This window comes from Leptobacterium flavescens, from assembly GCF_010671605.1.
GTDB classification, from domain to species: Bacteria; Bacteroidota; Bacteroidia; order Flavobacteriales; family Flavobacteriaceae; genus Leptobacterium; species Leptobacterium flavescens.
Genome location: NZ_JAABOO010000002.1, coordinates 235,970 through 252,435 on the forward strand (window position 1 = coordinate 235,970; position 16,466 = coordinate 252,435).

Genomic DNA, 16,466 nt, shown 5'->3' on the forward strand with positions numbered 1-16,466 from the left:
TAAGCGACTTGCGTCATAATTTATATTTCTGCGCCATAGTTTTTATACCCTCTACAAAGTTAACACATTTAGCTGCATAGCTCATTATTCTTGCCTTGATGGTTGCCGGACCTTTGTAACATCAAAAAAAATAAACAGTAAAAATCAAAGTCATGAAAAAATTTAAAATGAATTCCCTGATCATCTTATTCAACACTATGCTGGTAGTTGTTTTTCTAACAACCGCCTGCGCACAATCCGGTAATAAAACAACTGCTAAGTCGGGAGTAGATACGCCAAAAATGGATATTCAAACCGCTATAGTTTCCGGGAAACTCGATGTAGTTAAACAGCATATCGAAGCAGGAACCGATATTAACGAGAAAGACCCTTTAACCGGTGCAACTCCTTTAATCTCGGCTGCAACTTTTAATAAGATCGGTGCTGCTGAAGCTTTGATAAATGCCGGTGCAGACCTGACGGTTAAAAATAATGACGGCTCTACCGCTTTACACGTTGCCGCCTTCTTTGGCCGGGTAGAAATTGTACAACTGCTTATAGATGCCAAAGCAGATAAGACCGTGAGAAACAACTTTGGAGCCACCGCCAGGGAATCTGTAATGGGGCCTTTTAATGAGATCAAACCGATCTATGAGATGCTTCAGCAACAATTAGCGCCTTTTGGCTTAAAACTGGATATGAACGAACTGGAAAAGACCCGTCCGGTAATTGCCATGATGTTACAATAATCAATTTAAATCAAAACACAAATGACAACAGAAAGAAGATACGATATCGATTGGTTGCGGGTCATTGCAATCGGCTTGCTGCTGATCTATCATATAGCTATTATTTTTCAGCCCTGGGCCATGTTTATCGGCTTTATCAGGAGCGATGAACCCCTGGAAACTTTATGGGGGCCTATGACCATGCTTAACGTATGGCGGATCCCGCTTTTATTCTACGTATCGGGTATGGGGCTCTATTTTGCCATGAGAAAACGAAACTGGCAGCAGCTGCTTACCGAACGCAGTAAGCGGATCCTTTTACCTTTTGTTTTTGGTATCATTGCCATAGCGCCCCTGCATATATTTATCTTTCAGAAATATTATAAAATGCCCATGGGTTATTTTCCTAATTCCGGACATTTGTGGTTCCTCGGAAATATCTTTGTTTATGTGCTGCTGCTGTTACCACTTTTCTTTTACCTGAAGAAAAAAGAGGAGGGAAGGTTTAAAAAAGCGCTTTCCTCTTTTATGAGTAATCCTGTCGGGCCCTTGTCGATATCTGTCTTTTTTATCCTGGAAGAATTATTGGTCAACCCTGCAATATTTGAGCTCTACGCACAGACCTGGCATGGTTTCTTCCTGGGGCTTCTTGCCTTCTTTTTCGGTTTTCTTTTTGTATACAGCGGAAAGGCATTCTGGCAAACCATCTTAAAATGGAGGTGGTTGTATCTGGCCCTGGCCGTTGTTTTATACACTATTCGATTAACGGTGTTCGAAATGCAATCGCCCGGTTATCTAATGGTCATAGAATCTAACAGCTGGATCTTAGGGGTTTTTGGTTTCGGTTATAAATACCTGAACAGGCCCAGTGCTACCTTAAGCTACTTAAGTCAGGCTGCATATCCGGTATACATTATTCATATGTTTGTATTATACGCGGGGGCTATGATCATTTTGCCTTTAGAAATGCCGCCGGTATTAAAATTTATAGCTATTATAGCATTTACCGGTGCCGGATGCTACCTTATTTACGAATTTATCATCCGCAGAATGGGTGTCCTGAGGCCTTTGTTCGGACTTAAATGGAAATTCAACAAAACAGAAAAAACATATAAACTTTCATAAATAAACAAAATGGATACAAATCATAAGAAAGAGATCCCTGCAGCAATTATAACCACATGCCTGCTAATTCTGGTAGGGTGCACCGTATTAGGAGTAGGAGTGGGGATCGGTATAGGTAAAGTATGGGCCTCTACATTAATCGGAGCCGGTTTGGGCTTTATCATTAATGCCGTATTGGTTATAAGGACCTATGGTAAAAAGGGGTAATAACCGAAGTTCTTTAGTATCAAATTTTAATTACAATCCGTGTTTAACTCCTGATATTCAGACATCGTAAGGTTAGGGACCGTCTGGCCGGTCTCAATTTTAATGCACGATAAGTCCGGGTTTCTGTCAACAGTTAAGAAAACCAGCTTTTCCAGATTACTTATGTCCAGAGACAGCAGGGAGTTACTGGAAATATAAAGCGTTTCAATTTCAGGATTCGCTTCCAGGTTTACAGACTGTATCCTGTTATCTGAAAGTGCCAGGGTTTCCAAAGCAGTGTTGGTAGTAAGGTCTATTTCTGAAATTCTATTGGTTTGAGCCAAAAGGGTAATTAAACTCTCGGCATTTTGGATATCTAAAGAGGTGAGAAGGTTATCCCTGATAAATAAACTCTCCAAAGCGGTAGTTTGGATACTGAATTCCTCTAATACATTATAGGAAAGGCTTAACCACTTTAAATTGATGGCATTTTCCAATCCGCTTACGGAGCTTAACTCATTTACGCTAAGGTTTAGTTTAATAAGCGCGGTGTTATTACTAAGATCTATGGTCTTTATAAAATTGCCTGAAAGGATAAGGGTATCGAGTTGTTTATTGGAGCTGAGATCTACAGTTGTTAGCGAATTTCCTTCGGCCTGTAGCTTTGTTAGGTTTTTAAATCCTTCAATCCCTGTTAGGTCGCTGATTTCGTCTTTACCGAAAGAATTTAAATCCAGATCTTCCACCTTCAGGGCATCTGTTTTTAATAGCCGTTGGTCCGTAATACCTTCGGAATCTATCCCCAGGGAAATAAGTTTAGATTCAAAATTCAAATCGGGAATTTGTACATAAAGATCGTCTTCCTGTTCGTTACTGTTGTCGTTAGAGCAGGAAATAATCAGATTAGAAAGAATAATGTAAATTAAGGCAGCCATAAACGGCCTGGCATGAATATTCATGGTTAAGATCTGGTGTTTAAGTTTGTTTAGATTGTTTAATTTTTAGCAACAGATTCCTGGTCTAAAAATGGTGTCATAAAAGTATAACATTTAAGCTGTATTTTAATGTCTCTTCTAAAAACTTCACTAAAAATTAACTATTATTTTAAATCATTTGTCATATTTCCAAACTCTCTGTCACTAACGTAGTAGAGAGAAAACAAACCATATGCAAAATCAAGTAACTCAAACTTTTGAACAAATCATCGAAGCCAATAAAGGCAGTATATACAGGATCTGCCGGATTTATGCGGTAAATCCAATAGAACCGGAAGACCTCTTCCAGGAAGTGGTCTATCAGATATGGAAGTCCTATACATCATTTAAAGGAAATTCGAGTATCAGCACCTGGATCTATAAAATTGCATTGAATGTCTGTATTCGTTCAAAGGGAAGGCTCAGCAAAAAAAATGACAAAACCCTGCGACTGGATTCCATTCAGTTTGCATCCGAAGAAAAGGCGGTAAGTACTGTTGAAGACATCAAATACACAGCTCTGCAGAGTTGTATCTCCATACTAAAGCCGCTGGATAAATCAATTGTCATTCTTTCTCTGGAAGACCAACCTTATAAGAAGATCGCAGCCATAACTGGTTTGTCGGAAAACAACGTAGCCGTACGGATGAAACGGATAAGAAAAAAATTATTGGATTGTATAACAGCTAAAATAAAGTAATATGTGGAATAAAGAACAACAGGAAGTTTGGGATGATATAAAAAATATGTGGAATGAATCATCGCAAAGCAAAGCAATAAAGATCGATATGTCTCAGCTTGTAGTCGAATTAAAAAACAAAACAAGCCAGTTCGAAAAGGATGCTATTAAATGGGATATAGAGATGATCAAAGGATCTATCAGCCAGTTTGAAAAAGATTCTATTAAGTCGGATATCGCCTTAATTACCAGCGTGGTAAAGAAATTTGTTGCAAAACTTAAAGGCAAAAAAGATTAAAAGTGTAACCAAATCATCAAAACTTCAGTCATAGAGTATAAAATAAAATCAATCAACAAAACAGTTATGATCAATATAGTCAAATTAATTATCGCCCTGCTTATAAGCAGTTTCATTTACGCGCAACAAACTCCGACCAATAAGGCGCTGCATAAAAAGATAGACCGGTATCTTACCGAGGGAGTAGCTAACGGATTTTCGGGGGCCGTCCTGATATCCAGGAATGGAGAAATTGTTCTGAACAAGGGCTATGGCCTGGCCAACAGAGCGGAAAAGCGGCACAATACCCCAAAAACCGTTTTTTCTACAGGTTCGGTAACCAAACAGTTTACAGGCACCGCTATTCTTAAGTTGGTGGAGCAAAACAAATTAAAGCTTACCGATGTTATCAGTACTTTTTTTGACGGACTACCGGAGGATAAGAAGGATATCACTATACATCAGCTGCTCACGCATTCTGCAGGCCTGGTGGATGTTATAGGCGATGGCGATTTCGACTATATACCGACCGATGAATTTTTTAAGACCCTGTTCGCCACCAAACTGCTTTACCAACCGGGCGCAAGACATCGGTATTCCAATGCCGGCTATAGTATCCTGGCCCGTATTATCGAACTGGTTTCCGGGCAGGACTATGAAAGCTTTTTACAGCAGTATTTGTTTGAGCCTGCGGGAATGAAACAAACCGGCTACCTAATGCCCGAATGGGATAACACCACATTAGCAAATGGCTACGCAAGGAGTATTATAGATTTAGGAACAATGGTCTCGCGTTTTCAAAAAGCCGGAAAGGTATCCTGGGTCTTAAAAGGAAACGGAGGTATTCAAAGCACCCAGGAAGATATGTTTAAATGGTATAAAGCATTAAAGTCCAATACCGTTTTATCGGAGCACTCCACAAAACTTTTAACCACTCCATATATACAGGAGCAACAGGGAAGCGACGAAAGTTTTTATGCCTACGGATGGGCTATCTTTAACTCGGAGAGGAATACAAAGATTGTTACGCATAACGGCTCCAACGGTATCTTTTTTCATGAGTTTATGTGGTTGCCCGAAGAAGATGTGGTGATCATCTTTTCTACCAATGCCTATAGCCGTGAAGTAGAAATAACATGGAGGCTGAAAAAGATGTTATTTGATAATAGCTACCAGCCAAAACCCATTAAAAAGAACTCTTACTTTTTAGTAATGGATTTTGTAAAGAAAAACAAAGCAGACCAGGCAGATGCACTACTAAGCCTGATCAAACAAGAATACGGTAATGATTTTAAAAATGCCAATGTCTTAAACCAGGTAGGCTATATGCTTTTGGAAAACGACCCGAATTCCGATTGGACCCTGGAGCTGTTTAAACTAAATGTGCAGCTATTCCCGAACAATGCAAACCTCTGGGATTCTTTAGGCGATGGCTATAAGAATAAAAACGATAAGGAAAACGCCATTACATCCTATAAAAAAGCCCTGGAACTGGACCCAACCATTTCCGCTTCTAAAAAGTCATTAGCCGAACTTGGGATAACCGTTAAGGATACTCCACAAAAGGAAGTGGTGCTGAGTCCCGAGCTTTTAAAAAGCTATACGGGGACCTATCAGTTAGATTCCGGGCATCTGATAAAAATAGTAGAAGATAAAGGTAAGCTCTATGCAGAGTTTGCCGGAAGGCCTGGCATGCTATTAACTCCAAGGTCTGAGGTAAAATTTGCTATCGGAAGCCGGAATGCAGCACTTTTATTTAATAAAAACAAAGATGCTAAAATAGAAAGCCTTACCATCCTGGAAAGCGGAGAGCAAATGGTAGCAAAAAGGAAGTAAACAGAACAACAACCATATCATTTTTAAAGACCTGTGCCTTTGGTACGGGTCTTTTTTGTTTTTGGAATAAAGTGGAAAAACGGTTAAAAACTTTAGCGAGAATTGCGGATTTTCCGTAAAGAATAGTGCTTAAGATTGAGTTACTTTGGAAATATCAAAATTTATATTGAATATTTTAATAATGACTATATTGTATAAAACAGATGTGAAAATTCAATAAAACGATGAGCAAGGTTAATATTCCAAATAATTATCCGAAAGGATGTTCTGATGATTCAATAAAAAAAGTTGTGGAAGAATGCCAAACTAAAATCGCAACAGTGAATTATGCATACAATGTTGTTTTAGGAACTTCTTATTATGCAACTATAGCTGAACAAGGTAACGCTGAGCTAAATCGCAGACTTAGTGAAAGATTGATTACAAATTTGGAAAAATCTTCTAAACGACAAAGAGAATTAACTTGGACAATTATAATTATTGGTGGATTAAATTTAGTATTAGCATTTTTGAAATTGTTTTAAATGAAATCCAATAAAAAGAAAATACTAGATATAAAAGATAGGGAAGAAGAGTTTTCTAAAATAAAAGAAAGAATTCAACTTCTAAATAAAGGATTTAGAGCAATATATGCCGATTATTCACATCATATTGAAGTGAGGAATACACAGTTAAATGAATTGACTAATAATATAAATTATAGATTTTTCGCATCGCTATTTCATTTGGAGTTGATTATAAATCACCATTACTTAGTTGAAAAAAGTATAGAAGAGATCTATTCTAAGGATCCTGAATATATATTACGACGTTATCAGCCTGTTCACCCATTATATGATCATTACGAAAAACAAGTTACTTCTCTATTTGATAGTTTAATTTTTCATTTGGGTTCAGCTTTTGATTATCTTAGTAAGGTTGTATATTTTATAGTAAACAATAAGAACGAATCAATGTCTCACTGGACGAAATTGAACAAAATTTCAATTCCTTCAAATAAGAGTAATTTTTCTAAGAATCCAATTGCTAAAACTATAGTGGAAGAAAACAATTGCTTTGTAGGTAAACTTTATGACTATAGATCTAAAGTGATTCATAAAAGAAGTGATAGAAATACTTATTTGATTTCTACAGTTTTAAAATCGGGGAAGACTAGTGCTAAATTTATTTCATCTGGAGCTTTAACGAACATTTTTTCGGGTTTAAGATCAAAATCAAAAACTCATGATTTAACAGTTCAATATTCTTCTACATGGTTGATCAATAATACAATAGATTCTATTTCAAGAATTCTTATTGCTTTAAAAAGCGATGTAGAGTCTAAATCTACTTTTCCAAATCATGTAAAAGATAATGATATTATTTTTATTCAAATCGAACCAGGTACTAACAAAGGGGTTCCTGCGTCAACCCGTTTGTGGAATGACTTTATAACCCATATATTCAAATGATTGAAATTTACTTATATCAAGTATTTATATGTCTTTGCTTTATGGGATTTAAAATTTATAGTACAATTTATTCATAATTAATATCTTTATATTTTTTACAAATTATAAATGCCATTATACCAGAACTCCGTACTTAAAACCTATTTAGCACAACAAGATAAAGAGCTTGTTTCTAAAGCATATAAAAAGTTTGCAAAATACTTTCATAATCCTGTTAGACAGCAAAATATAAAGAAAATAAAAGAAGAAGGTTTCCAACAAAAATTTTTAATGGAACTCTTTGTAACTGTCTTTGGCTATACGATAAATCCAGATCCAAAATTTAATCTTACCACAGAATTCAAAAATGAAAAGGGTGCAAAAAAGGCGGATGGCGCTATCTTAAAAGAGGATAAAGCTTTAGGTGTTATTGAATTAAAAAGCACGAAGTTAAAGGATTTAGAAAAGATACGACAGCAGGCCTTTGACTACAAAGCCAATCAAACAGAATGTATATATGTTATTACTTCCAATTTTGAGAAACTCCGTTTTTACATCAATAATGCAGTAGAATTTGAAGAATTTGATTTGTTTACACTTACAGAAGAACGTTTTCAACTTATGTATCTCTGTTTAGCAAAAAGCAATATCTTAAGTAATGTACCCCTTAACATTAAACAAGCATCTATACAGGAAGAAAAGAAAATCACTGATGATTTTTACAAAGCTTATTCTATATTTAAACGTGAGTTATTTCGTGATTTGGTCAAGCGGAATATGAAAAATGAAGTTTTTCGTGCTGAATTAAATAATGAAGATACAGACCGGGGAACAAAAAATATTAAAAGTACATTATTTAAAAAATCACAAAAATTAATAGATCGTTTCTTATTTGTTTTCTTTGCGGAAGATAGTACATTATTAACCAGTAATTCTGTAAAAAGGATACTAGATAAGTGGAAAGCGGATAATGACTTTGGAGATGAAAAACCACTATATGATTTATTCAAGCAGTATTTTCATTTTCTTGATACAGGAAGGAAAGGAACAACATCTAGAGCCGAAATCTTTGCATATAATGGAGGATTGTTTAAGCCTGACCCTATTTTAGATAGTCTGTTAATAGATAACGATTTGTTGTATAAACATACAGATACTTTACAAACTTATAATTTTGAAAGTCAGGTAGATGTAAATATTCTTGGACATATTTTTGAAAATTCATTGAATGAAATTGAAAGTGTAAATGCTGAGATAGAAGGGGCTAGTTTTGATAAACAGAAAACTAAACGAAAAAAAGATGGTGTTTACTACACACCTAAGTACATCACCAAATATATTGTAGATAATACAGTTGGTAAACTTTGTAATGAAAAGAAAATTGAGCTTAACATAATAACAGATGAATTTCGCCCTAATCGCCAAACTGAAACAAAAAGAAGACTTTTAAGTGCTTTGGAAGCGTATAGGGAATGGTTATTACAATTAACCATCCTTGACCCGGCTTGTGGTTCTGGTGCTTTTCTAAATCAAACCCTCGATTTTTTAATAAAGGAACATCAGTACTTAGATGAATTACAAACTATATTATTGGGAGGAGGATTTGTGTTTCCGAATATTGAAAACACTATTTTAGAAAACAATATCTATGGTGTCGATTTAAATGAAGAATCTGTAGAAATCGCAAAGCTTTCCTTATGGCTTCGTACCGCTCAACCGAGAAGAAAACTTAATAATTTAAGTGAAAATATAAAATGCGGGAATTCATTAGTTAGTGTGAAAAATATTGCAGGATCAAAGGCTTTTGATTGGAATTTAGGTTTTCCAGATATTATTCAAAAAGGTGGTTTTGATGTTATAATTGGCAACCCCCCATATGGTGCAAAGTTAGATAAGGAAACTCAAAATTATCTTAACAAAAATTATATAAAAGGAGGTTCTGAAACAGTAATTTCTTTTATAAAACTTTCTCATGACCTTTTAATTGATGGAGGGAAATTTGGTTTTATAATACCAAAAGCATTTTCTTTTTCATCAAATTATAAGTATATAAGAGAATTATTATTAAATGAAATTGATGAAATAGTTGACTGTAAAAAAGTATGGAAAGAAGTAAAGTTAGAGCAAGTTATTGTTGGGTTCACTAAAAATAATACATCCAAAACATATAAGACACTTTTGCGTAAAGATCAAGAAATAATTGAGATTGGGCAGATTTTGAAACAAGATTATGAAAAGTTTGGGTTTTACTTAAATGGAATTTCAAGTGTGGAATTAAACGTAGCAAATATTATTTTAAAAAATAGTAGAACTCTAAATAAAATTGCAAAAAATCAAAGAGGAGGGGCATTACAAAAACTTGTCAATGATAGCGGAAATGTAAAAGCATTAGGCGGAGTAAATATTCAAAGAGAAGGTATAATTGGCTATAAAGGTTTAATAAATAAAGAGCTAATAGATTTAGATTCTAAAAATTTCATAAACTCTAATTCCTTATTGGCGCAAAATATTGTATCACATATTAGTAATCCAGTAGAGCATATTAAAATTATTGCATGTATACCTTTAGAGAATGATTATGCTATTTTAGATACAATAAACCAAATAACTATTAATAATGGGACTTATAGCAATAAGTTTATTTGTGCATTATTGAATTCAAAAGTTATAAACTGGTATTGTTATCGTTTTATTTATGGTAAGGCGATAAGAACAATGCATTTCGATAATGCAATAACTGATAGAATTCCAATACCATTTATTACAAAGAAAGATTTAAAATTTGTAGAAGATAAAATGGATAAATTATCTGATACTAATGAAGAAATAATTAAAAATAGAAGTTCTTTTCATGATTATGTATGTGCAATGTATACAAATGAAAATAGCTCAAATAAAATGATTAATTGGGATAAATATGATTTAAAAAAAATAAATACTGAAATCAATTTAATTCGAGTGAATAATAATTTGTCAAAAATGAATTCAGATGAGGAATATAAACTTTTTGAAATTCATAGTAAATCTAAAAATCTAATTACAAAATTAATTAATAATAAAAACGAAATTGTGAATTCAATTGATTATAAAATGTTTGAATTGTTTAATCTTAATGAAGATTCAAAAAACTTAATTGTTTGTCAAATGCCTTAATCTAATGAGAGATGAATAAAAATTATTGGAAAAATGCATATAAAGATTTCTGGGAAGTTGCAGCTTCCAAGGAAAAAAAGATAAAAAATATTATTGAAAGTGAAACCGGTTTTGAAGTAATTGAAATTGGATTAGGTGCTGGAAGTACTGCGTTTATTGAAGGCAATGCCAAAGACAATAAACTAGAAAAAGGAGATGCTGATTTATATGTTAAGGAAAAAGAATGTTACATTGAAGTAACTGGCCCAAATATAAAAATGGATTTTGATAAGCCACTATGGGTTAGGCCGGATAAATTAAGAAATGCTTATAAAAAACATAAAAGAGGAGAAGGAAAATTACATGTAATTGTGCATGTATTAATTCAAAAAAATAACGAAACAGTAATTAGAGTTATCATATTAGATGATTTATTTTTTGATCATATTATCAATAAAAAATCATTCGAATTGGTTAATCCTATTATAAGAGGTAAAAAAGAAGAATATTATGAGTTACCACCTGAACATGAAACGATTATATCGCTCAAAGATTTTATCAAAAAATTAAAGGAATTATAAGCATTACACATTATCGAGTCTTAATATAGTGGATTGTATATAATTAACCTTATTTCTTCCTTCTAGAATAACTAACCTTCTTTTTAAAATCTATAATCTCGTCTTTAAGTTTTTTATTGGCATTTTCTATAAGCTCATTTTGGAGCTTCATAATACGTAGAAGATCGTGCATTGCATTTAGGTTATCCAGTTGTATAAGTACGATTTCCTCAAGTTCTGCTTTGGTATATCTTAATTTACTCATAATTATATAATATTTTAATACAAGTGTATCGAATTTCTATACTAAAGTATCAAAAATATACCTAATGATGTATAAAAAGTTTTAAAATTTGAAACTAATGTATCAACTATCTATATTTATGTGTATAAAGATGATACGACTATGACCAAACTAGGTCTCTATTTAGCAAAGAAATCTATCAATAAAGCAGAAGTTTCCAGAAAAACTGGAATTAGCAAATCTCGTATGAGTCAATTAAGTTCTAATGAGTCTACCAAGCTTCGTGTAGATGAGTTGTATCTTATTGCTTTAGCCATTGATGTTGATCCTTGTGAAATTTTCAAAGAAATCTGTGCAGGTTTAACCTTAAAAGAGGATAGCTAAACTTTAAAATCTTATAGAAACACTCTTTTTTTCAAAATCGGAACTAAAAACTCCCCCAAACCATCATCGCTGTTTAGACGGGTAGGGGAGTCGTTATATAGAGGGTAAGAATATCACCTCTTGGAGGCCCCGTATTCGGGAGCTTTTTTAGAGTTACCTAGTGATTTAAAAAAAAGAACCTGGATATATTTTTTAAACAACCTGGTTATTTATCTTGAGTTACTTGGTTATTTATTTTAAGTTACCTAGTTGTTTATTTTAAATAACCCGGTAATCCATTTTGTATCTCCAGGGCATTTTCCGGTCCCACCCATTTTTAATAAGTTTTAAGCAATCTGACCGGTTAACCCACCGTAAGGGTGTGGTGCAATGTACCTATACGGATACTTGCCTGATTGGTATATCCTCTTCGAACTTCCATGATATATTCACCCACACTAAGTGTAGAAGGTACCATAAACATAAGCCGTCCTTCGGTAAGGATGGAAACAGTACTTACCCTAATGGCATCGCCGCTGGCCTCCGGAACAAGAAAAATACCTTCCTCTTCATTGGCCGCATCGTACTTAAGGGCCTGACCGTTAATCTCACCAATATTATCGGGCGTAAGGATACTGTCTGTAGTATGGCTGCCGTAATCGGTATATTGGATAAGGAAGGGAGCGGGCAGGGGTACGGTAACACGTTCACCCGAGGCCTCGCGCATTTTCTTTTTCAGATCGGCACCTTCGCTTAATGCTGCTCTAAAATGATGGCGGCTGGGATCGAAAGGATCAGTAGCTCCGTTAAAGATCCCTTTAATACCCGGGCGGTAATTGGTAAGGCGCGTATTAACGGCCCATCCTTCTGCAAGCCCATCTGAGACTACTTTGGTAAACAGGTCCAGGGTAGCCTGCATATCTTCCCGGCTAATACCGGTACCTCTCTGCACCATTCGGTCTAAAATATTCCTTTCGGAGAGCGAACCTCTTGCCTGGATCTTCCCGGCTTTATGATCAGGTTCCGGACCAATTGCCAAGTCAACTAAATAATATGGTATATTCATAATAAATGATATTTAAATGCTCCCGAAAAGGGAGCTGTTTTCACTACATCTTAATGGTGATTTTCACGGAAGTACGGGGGAGAAAAAAGCCTGAAAAACAGGCTTAATTTTTTCAATTTAACTAGCTTTTTTTGATTAGCAAAATAGCTTGTTATAGGCCGGAACCACCTGTGTTTTCAACAGTTTTCATAGGATAATTCCTTTTGGAAATCCAACAAAAAAATGATACCAAGGAAAGGCGTCAGAGACTGTTTTGTAAAAACAAGAGAGAGAAGCAGAAGATGAAAAAATAGTTAAAAACTTTGGAGAGAATTGCGGATTTTCCGTAAAGAATAATGATTGGAATTGAGTTATTTTGGATATATTAAAACTCGATGTAAATATTATAATGAATGTTAGATATGTGCTATATATTAATTAATTGTTCATTTGAAATATTGAAACAATGAAGTTTATAAATTTTGGTAAGAAATATTAACTCAAAACAAAATGGAAAAATTCAAAGATTTCATAACCAAGAATCTTTATATCATAATTGCTATATATTTTATACTAGTTCTTATTTTACCCTATATATTTACAAGACAAGGTATTTCAAGAGTAGATTTTACAACTACTGGGCAAATAGGAGATACTATTGGTGGAATAACTGCACCTTTTTTGAATTTTTTAACGATTATTCTAATATATATTACAGTAAGAGAACAGAAAAAGACTAATAAGTTGATGTCAAATACTAATACGATTGAATTTTCGAATATTATTTTTGAAACAGTGGTCTCATCATACAAGAATGATATGGAACGTTTAACTTCCAGCGTTGAAAACCTACACGATGCAGCTTCACGCATTGGGGATCATGTTAATATTCTTAATGAATCTTTAGAACAGGTAAGAGAAATGCCCGATGATTCATTGGACAAATTAATTGTTTTAAGAACGTTTAATGAAGACCTTTTTACTCTTAGACCTAACATTTTTCAATTGGCAATTTCAATTAATTCTAATTACAACGACTTTCGTGGCCTTAGATATTTAAGAAAAAAATTAGATGATGATTTTAAAAATGATGAATTAAAGGAAGAAATATTGAATTATTATCAATTTGTTTTCACAGAATTATTTGATTCTAGAGCTTACTTTAATGCTAGATTTGTGAATACATTGGATAAGTATAAAGATATTTTGAACTTCATTGAAGTTCATTCCGATAATTTTTTTCAAAATGATGAGCGTATGAATTTAGATTTACCCATGTTCAAAGATTGTTTAACTAAGCTTTCAAAAATTGATAAAAGCTTGAAATATTTTAAACCTGTTTAAATTTAAGTTTTGGATTTGTGATGATTTTTTGATTATTATCTATTCTATTATAATAAACTAAGTTACCTACCCATCATCAGTAAAGTATTCTTTTCCATACCTATAACAAATCTTCAGTAGTTATTTTAATAGAGAAGAAAAAAAATAACAAAATCATTGAAAAATATGCAGAAAATTGTGGTTTTTCCGTAAGGAAATTCAATTAATTATCCGTTATTTTATAAAAATTGCAATTATTTGTTTTAAGCTATGAAAAGATAGATTTTAATAACAAGCTATTCCTGTCTAGATCTGCTCGTTTTTTTAAAATCGCTCTTCAATTTTAATAAACACTAACGCGAACTGTTCTGAAATAAGTAACAGTTCTACTATCAACAAAATTCAAGATTATGAAAAAGACTTTTCAAAAGCGCCCACACCGTGGGTATTCAAACATTCTTATGCGATTATTTACTTTTGCCGGAATCTCAGCCTTACTATTTGCTTCCTGTTCGGACGACACCCTGGAAGCAGATGTCCCGGTTGTTCCTGATGCGCAAAATGTAAAGATCTCTTTAAAAGCGGATCCGGTAGAACCGATAATCATCGACGATCTGCTAACCACACCGCTGCGAACAGCACCATCAGGAGCTACTGATGCTGCCGGTCCGGATCGCGGACGTTTTAATATTGCATTAAACTTTTTAATTCCGCCTACCGACAGGCAGGCAGAAGTATTTGAGGCAGCTGCCGCCCGATGGGAGCGTATCATCATTAGAGACCTTCCTTCGGTGGAAGGCCCTATTCCTTCGGCTTTTAACGGCTTTCCGGATATTGAAGGTACGATAGATGATATTGTTATAGAAGTAGCCCTGGCACCGATAGACGGTCCCGGAGGGATTCTTGGGCAGGCAGGTCCGAGATTTATTCGTACCGATAGCTTTTTAACCTTAACGGGGGTTATGTTTTTTGATGTAGCCGATCTGGACTTCCTGGAGCAACTGGATTTGTTTGAAGAAGTGATCGTTCACGAAATGGGACACGTTTTAGGAGTGGGTACCCTTTGGAATACTGCTCCGTTTGGCTTTGACAGAACTCTTAGAGCCGGACCTGACAGCAATCCTTATTTTACAGGAAGAATGGCCAACGTTTTCTGGAATGCTGAAGGCGGTACAGACGAATTACCTATTGAGAACGTAGGTGGCCCGGGTACTGCATTAGGTCACTGGAGAGAATCTGTACTTACTAATGAGTTAATGACCGGATTCCTGAACCTTGGGGAGAACCCGTTAAGTAGAATTACCGCAGGATCTATGAGAGATCTTGGTTATGGTTCGGCCTCTGTTGGAGAATCCTATGATTTACCACGCGGTACCGCCGGAGTGGATATCGATGAACTCGGAAACGAGGCAGTCGATGAAACTTCAGGGCTTAACATTGCTAAAATGGAAGTTTTACTTCAACCTATCGGCTTTGTAACCGTAAAGAAATAATAAATTTGCTTTAAGACAGGATAGCAGATTTAACAAGCAGATACTAAAAGAGTTTGTTTTGGACCCAAGCGGTTTAATTCAGACTCTTTTTCTGTTAACAGAACAGGAAAGGATATGTTTATAAATAAGAAGATTTAGGTCGGTGAAGAAGGAAAACCGGCCTCATAAAAGTTTGGTTAAAACAATAGGGGAGTAAGCGGTCGTATTTTAGAGGGCGGGCAATATTTTGGATGGGATATGATATTTAGGATGAAGCCGGGAACAGTATCAGAAAGGAGAAAGTTTTCTAAAATATAGCGAGCGACCCGTACATTGTTTCCAAAGTTTTGTGCAGCCTAGATTTTTTGTTTCTTTTTCATCAATGGAAAAAGAAAGAATACTCAGACGCGCTAACTGACTCCTCAAAACTATACCATTACTTTAAGGCCCTGAGCAAGCAAAGAAAATGCCCTCCTTCATTCCATTTCGGTGGATAAATAACAACACTTAATCAAGCACAAAAGCAGAAGAGAAGAAAAAAAAACTAAAAAAAATGGATACTGAGGTAGGGTTTTTTTCGTTTCACTTGTTACATAGTATAGTTAAATAAATTTATTAACCCTAAAACCTTACAATGCTATGAGACTAGCTAAATTTTTCTTTACAATTTTTACCATGGTTGCTTTAACGGCTTTCGTGGGATGCAGCAGCGACGACGACAATGATACTACCGTTCAGGTAAGTATCAATGGTACTGTACTATTTGATAACGGCGACGACTTCAACGGTGACGTTGACGGCGATTTCACCGGAACCGGTGGAAGTGTTACGAGAACTTTCCTTTGGCGGAACAATTTAACCACTGCCGATTATAATGCAGATATTACTGCCACTACGGAAGGAACCTTCAACATGACGGTACGGGATGCCGACGAAAATATTGTCTTGAATAGATCGCTGGATGGTGCAACTGAGCCGGATTCCTTTTCAGGAGTTACCGAATCCGGAACCTCAGGAGTTTGGTCTGTTACAATAACCCTGGGATCATTCACCGGGGATGGTAGTTTCTCATTAAGCGAAGGGAACTAAAAGAATAAAGATAGATGTATTAGC

The 16,466-nt window shown here is 34.9% G+C and carries 17 protein-coding genes; 14 read left to right on the plus strand and 3 right to left on the minus strand.

Going from position 1 to position 16,466, the window contains the following annotated elements; genetic code table 11:
* Nucleotides 1–152: 152 nt before the first annotated feature.
* From GWK08_RS08580 to GWK08_RS08590, 3 genes are read left to right on the plus strand one after another with little or no spacing between them, the layout of a single operon-like run.
* Nucleotides 153–728 (plus strand): ankyrin repeat domain-containing protein, encoded by a 576-nt coding sequence (locus GWK08_RS08580; RefSeq protein ID WP_239524890.1) that lies wholly within the window; start codon nucleotides 153–155, stop codon nucleotides 726–728.
* Between the two features lie 21 nt (nucleotides 729–749).
* Nucleotides 750–1,832, plus strand: coding sequence for an acyltransferase family protein (locus GWK08_RS08585; RefSeq protein WP_163606527.1), 1,083 nt, complete (start codon nucleotides 750–752; stop codon nucleotides 1,830–1,832).
* Between the two features lie 9 nt (nucleotides 1,833–1,841).
* A complete protein-coding gene (locus GWK08_RS08590) occupies nucleotides 1,842–2,039 on the plus strand; it encodes a hypothetical protein (protein ID WP_163606528.1) in 198 nt (65 codons plus the stop codon).
* 26 nt (nucleotides 2,040–2,065) lie between these two features.
* On the opposite strand, the gene GWK08_RS08595 is transcribed toward GWK08_RS08590, so the two are convergent.
* Nucleotides 2,066–2,977, minus strand: a complete 912-nt coding sequence (locus GWK08_RS08595; protein ID WP_163606529.1) for a leucine-rich repeat domain-containing protein — start codon at nucleotides 2,975–2,977, stop codon at nucleotides 2,066–2,068.
* A 208-nt stretch (nucleotides 2,978–3,185) separates the two neighbouring features.
* Between GWK08_RS08595 and GWK08_RS08600 the strand changes: the two genes are divergently transcribed.
* The 7 genes from GWK08_RS08600 (at nucleotide 3,186) to GWK08_RS08630 (ending at nucleotide 10,927) form a co-directional block, all read left to right on the plus strand.
* Nucleotides 3,186–3,692 carry an RNA polymerase sigma factor gene (locus tag GWK08_RS08600; RefSeq protein WP_163606530.1) on the plus strand — a complete coding sequence of 169 codons (507 nt, stop codon included), beginning with the start codon at nucleotides 3,186–3,188 and terminating at the stop codon, nucleotides 3,690–3,692.
* A 1-nt stretch (nucleotide 3,693) separates the two neighbouring features.
* Nucleotides 3,694–3,969: a hypothetical protein gene (locus GWK08_RS08605; RefSeq protein ID WP_163606531.1), complete on the plus strand. Its 276-nt coding sequence runs from the start codon at nucleotides 3,694–3,696 to the stop codon at nucleotides 3,967–3,969.
* Between the two features lie 66 nt (nucleotides 3,970–4,035).
* The gene (locus tag GWK08_RS08610; protein WP_163606532.1) at nucleotides 4,036–5,784 is read left to right on the plus strand and encodes a serine hydrolase; all 1,749 of its coding nucleotides are present in this window, start codon (nucleotides 4,036–4,038) and stop codon (nucleotides 5,782–5,784) included.
* A gap of 224 nt (nucleotides 5,785–6,008) precedes the next feature.
* Entirely contained in the window at nucleotides 6,009–6,308 is a 300-nt protein-coding gene (locus GWK08_RS08615; RefSeq protein ID WP_163606533.1) for a hypothetical protein, read from the plus strand.
* A complete protein-coding gene (locus GWK08_RS08620; protein ID WP_163606534.1) occupies nucleotides 6,309–7,235 on the plus strand; it encodes a hypothetical protein in 927 nt (308 codons plus the stop codon).
* 108 nt (nucleotides 7,236–7,343) lie between these two features.
* Nucleotides 7,344–10,367: an Eco57I restriction-modification methylase domain-containing protein gene (locus GWK08_RS08625; protein ID WP_163606535.1), complete on the plus strand. Its 3,024-nt coding sequence runs from the start codon at nucleotides 7,344–7,346 to the stop codon at nucleotides 10,365–10,367.
* 11 nt (nucleotides 10,368–10,378) lie between these two features.
* Nucleotides 10,379–10,927, plus strand: a complete 549-nt coding sequence (locus GWK08_RS08630) for a hypothetical protein (protein ID WP_163606536.1) — start codon at nucleotides 10,379–10,381, stop codon at nucleotides 10,925–10,927.
* A gap of 49 nt (nucleotides 10,928–10,976) precedes the next feature.
* Here the strand turns inward: GWK08_RS08630 and GWK08_RS08635 are convergent, their stop codons facing one another.
* Complete coding sequence (locus GWK08_RS08635) at nucleotides 10,977–11,171, minus strand: hypothetical protein (RefSeq protein ID WP_163606537.1); 195 nt, start codon at nucleotides 11,169–11,171, stop codon at nucleotides 10,977–10,979.
* Between the two features lie 141 nt (nucleotides 11,172–11,312).
* Between GWK08_RS08635 and GWK08_RS08640 the strand changes: the two genes are divergently transcribed.
* Nucleotides 11,313–11,534: a helix-turn-helix domain-containing protein gene (locus GWK08_RS08640; RefSeq protein WP_163606538.1), complete on the plus strand. Its 222-nt coding sequence runs from the start codon at nucleotides 11,313–11,315 to the stop codon at nucleotides 11,532–11,534.
* A 343-nt stretch (nucleotides 11,535–11,877) separates the two neighbouring features.
* Here the strand turns inward: GWK08_RS08640 and GWK08_RS08645 are convergent, their stop codons facing one another.
* Nucleotides 11,878–12,579 (minus strand): DNA-binding domain-containing protein, encoded by a 702-nt coding sequence (locus GWK08_RS08645; protein ID WP_163606539.1) that lies wholly within the window; start codon nucleotides 12,577–12,579, stop codon nucleotides 11,878–11,880.
* Between the two features lie 489 nt (nucleotides 12,580–13,068).
* Here GWK08_RS08645 and GWK08_RS08650 point away from each other — a divergent pair, with 489 nt between their 5' ends.
* The 3 genes from GWK08_RS08650 (at nucleotide 13,069) to GWK08_RS08660 (ending at nucleotide 16,442) form a co-directional block, all read left to right on the plus strand.
* On the plus strand, nucleotides 13,069–13,902 hold the full coding sequence (locus GWK08_RS08650; RefSeq protein WP_163606540.1) for a hypothetical protein: 834 nt from the start codon (nucleotides 13,069–13,071) through the stop codon (nucleotides 13,900–13,902).
* A gap of 389 nt (nucleotides 13,903–14,291) precedes the next feature.
* Nucleotides 14,292–15,374, plus strand: coding sequence for a leishmanolysin-related zinc metalloendopeptidase (locus GWK08_RS08655; RefSeq protein ID WP_204336035.1), 1,083 nt, complete (start codon nucleotides 14,292–14,294; stop codon nucleotides 15,372–15,374).
* A gap of 618 nt (nucleotides 15,375–15,992) precedes the next feature.
* A complete protein-coding gene (locus GWK08_RS08660) occupies nucleotides 15,993–16,442 on the plus strand; it encodes a hypothetical protein (RefSeq protein WP_163606542.1) in 450 nt (149 codons plus the stop codon).
* Nucleotides 16,443–16,466: the final 24 nt, after the last annotated feature.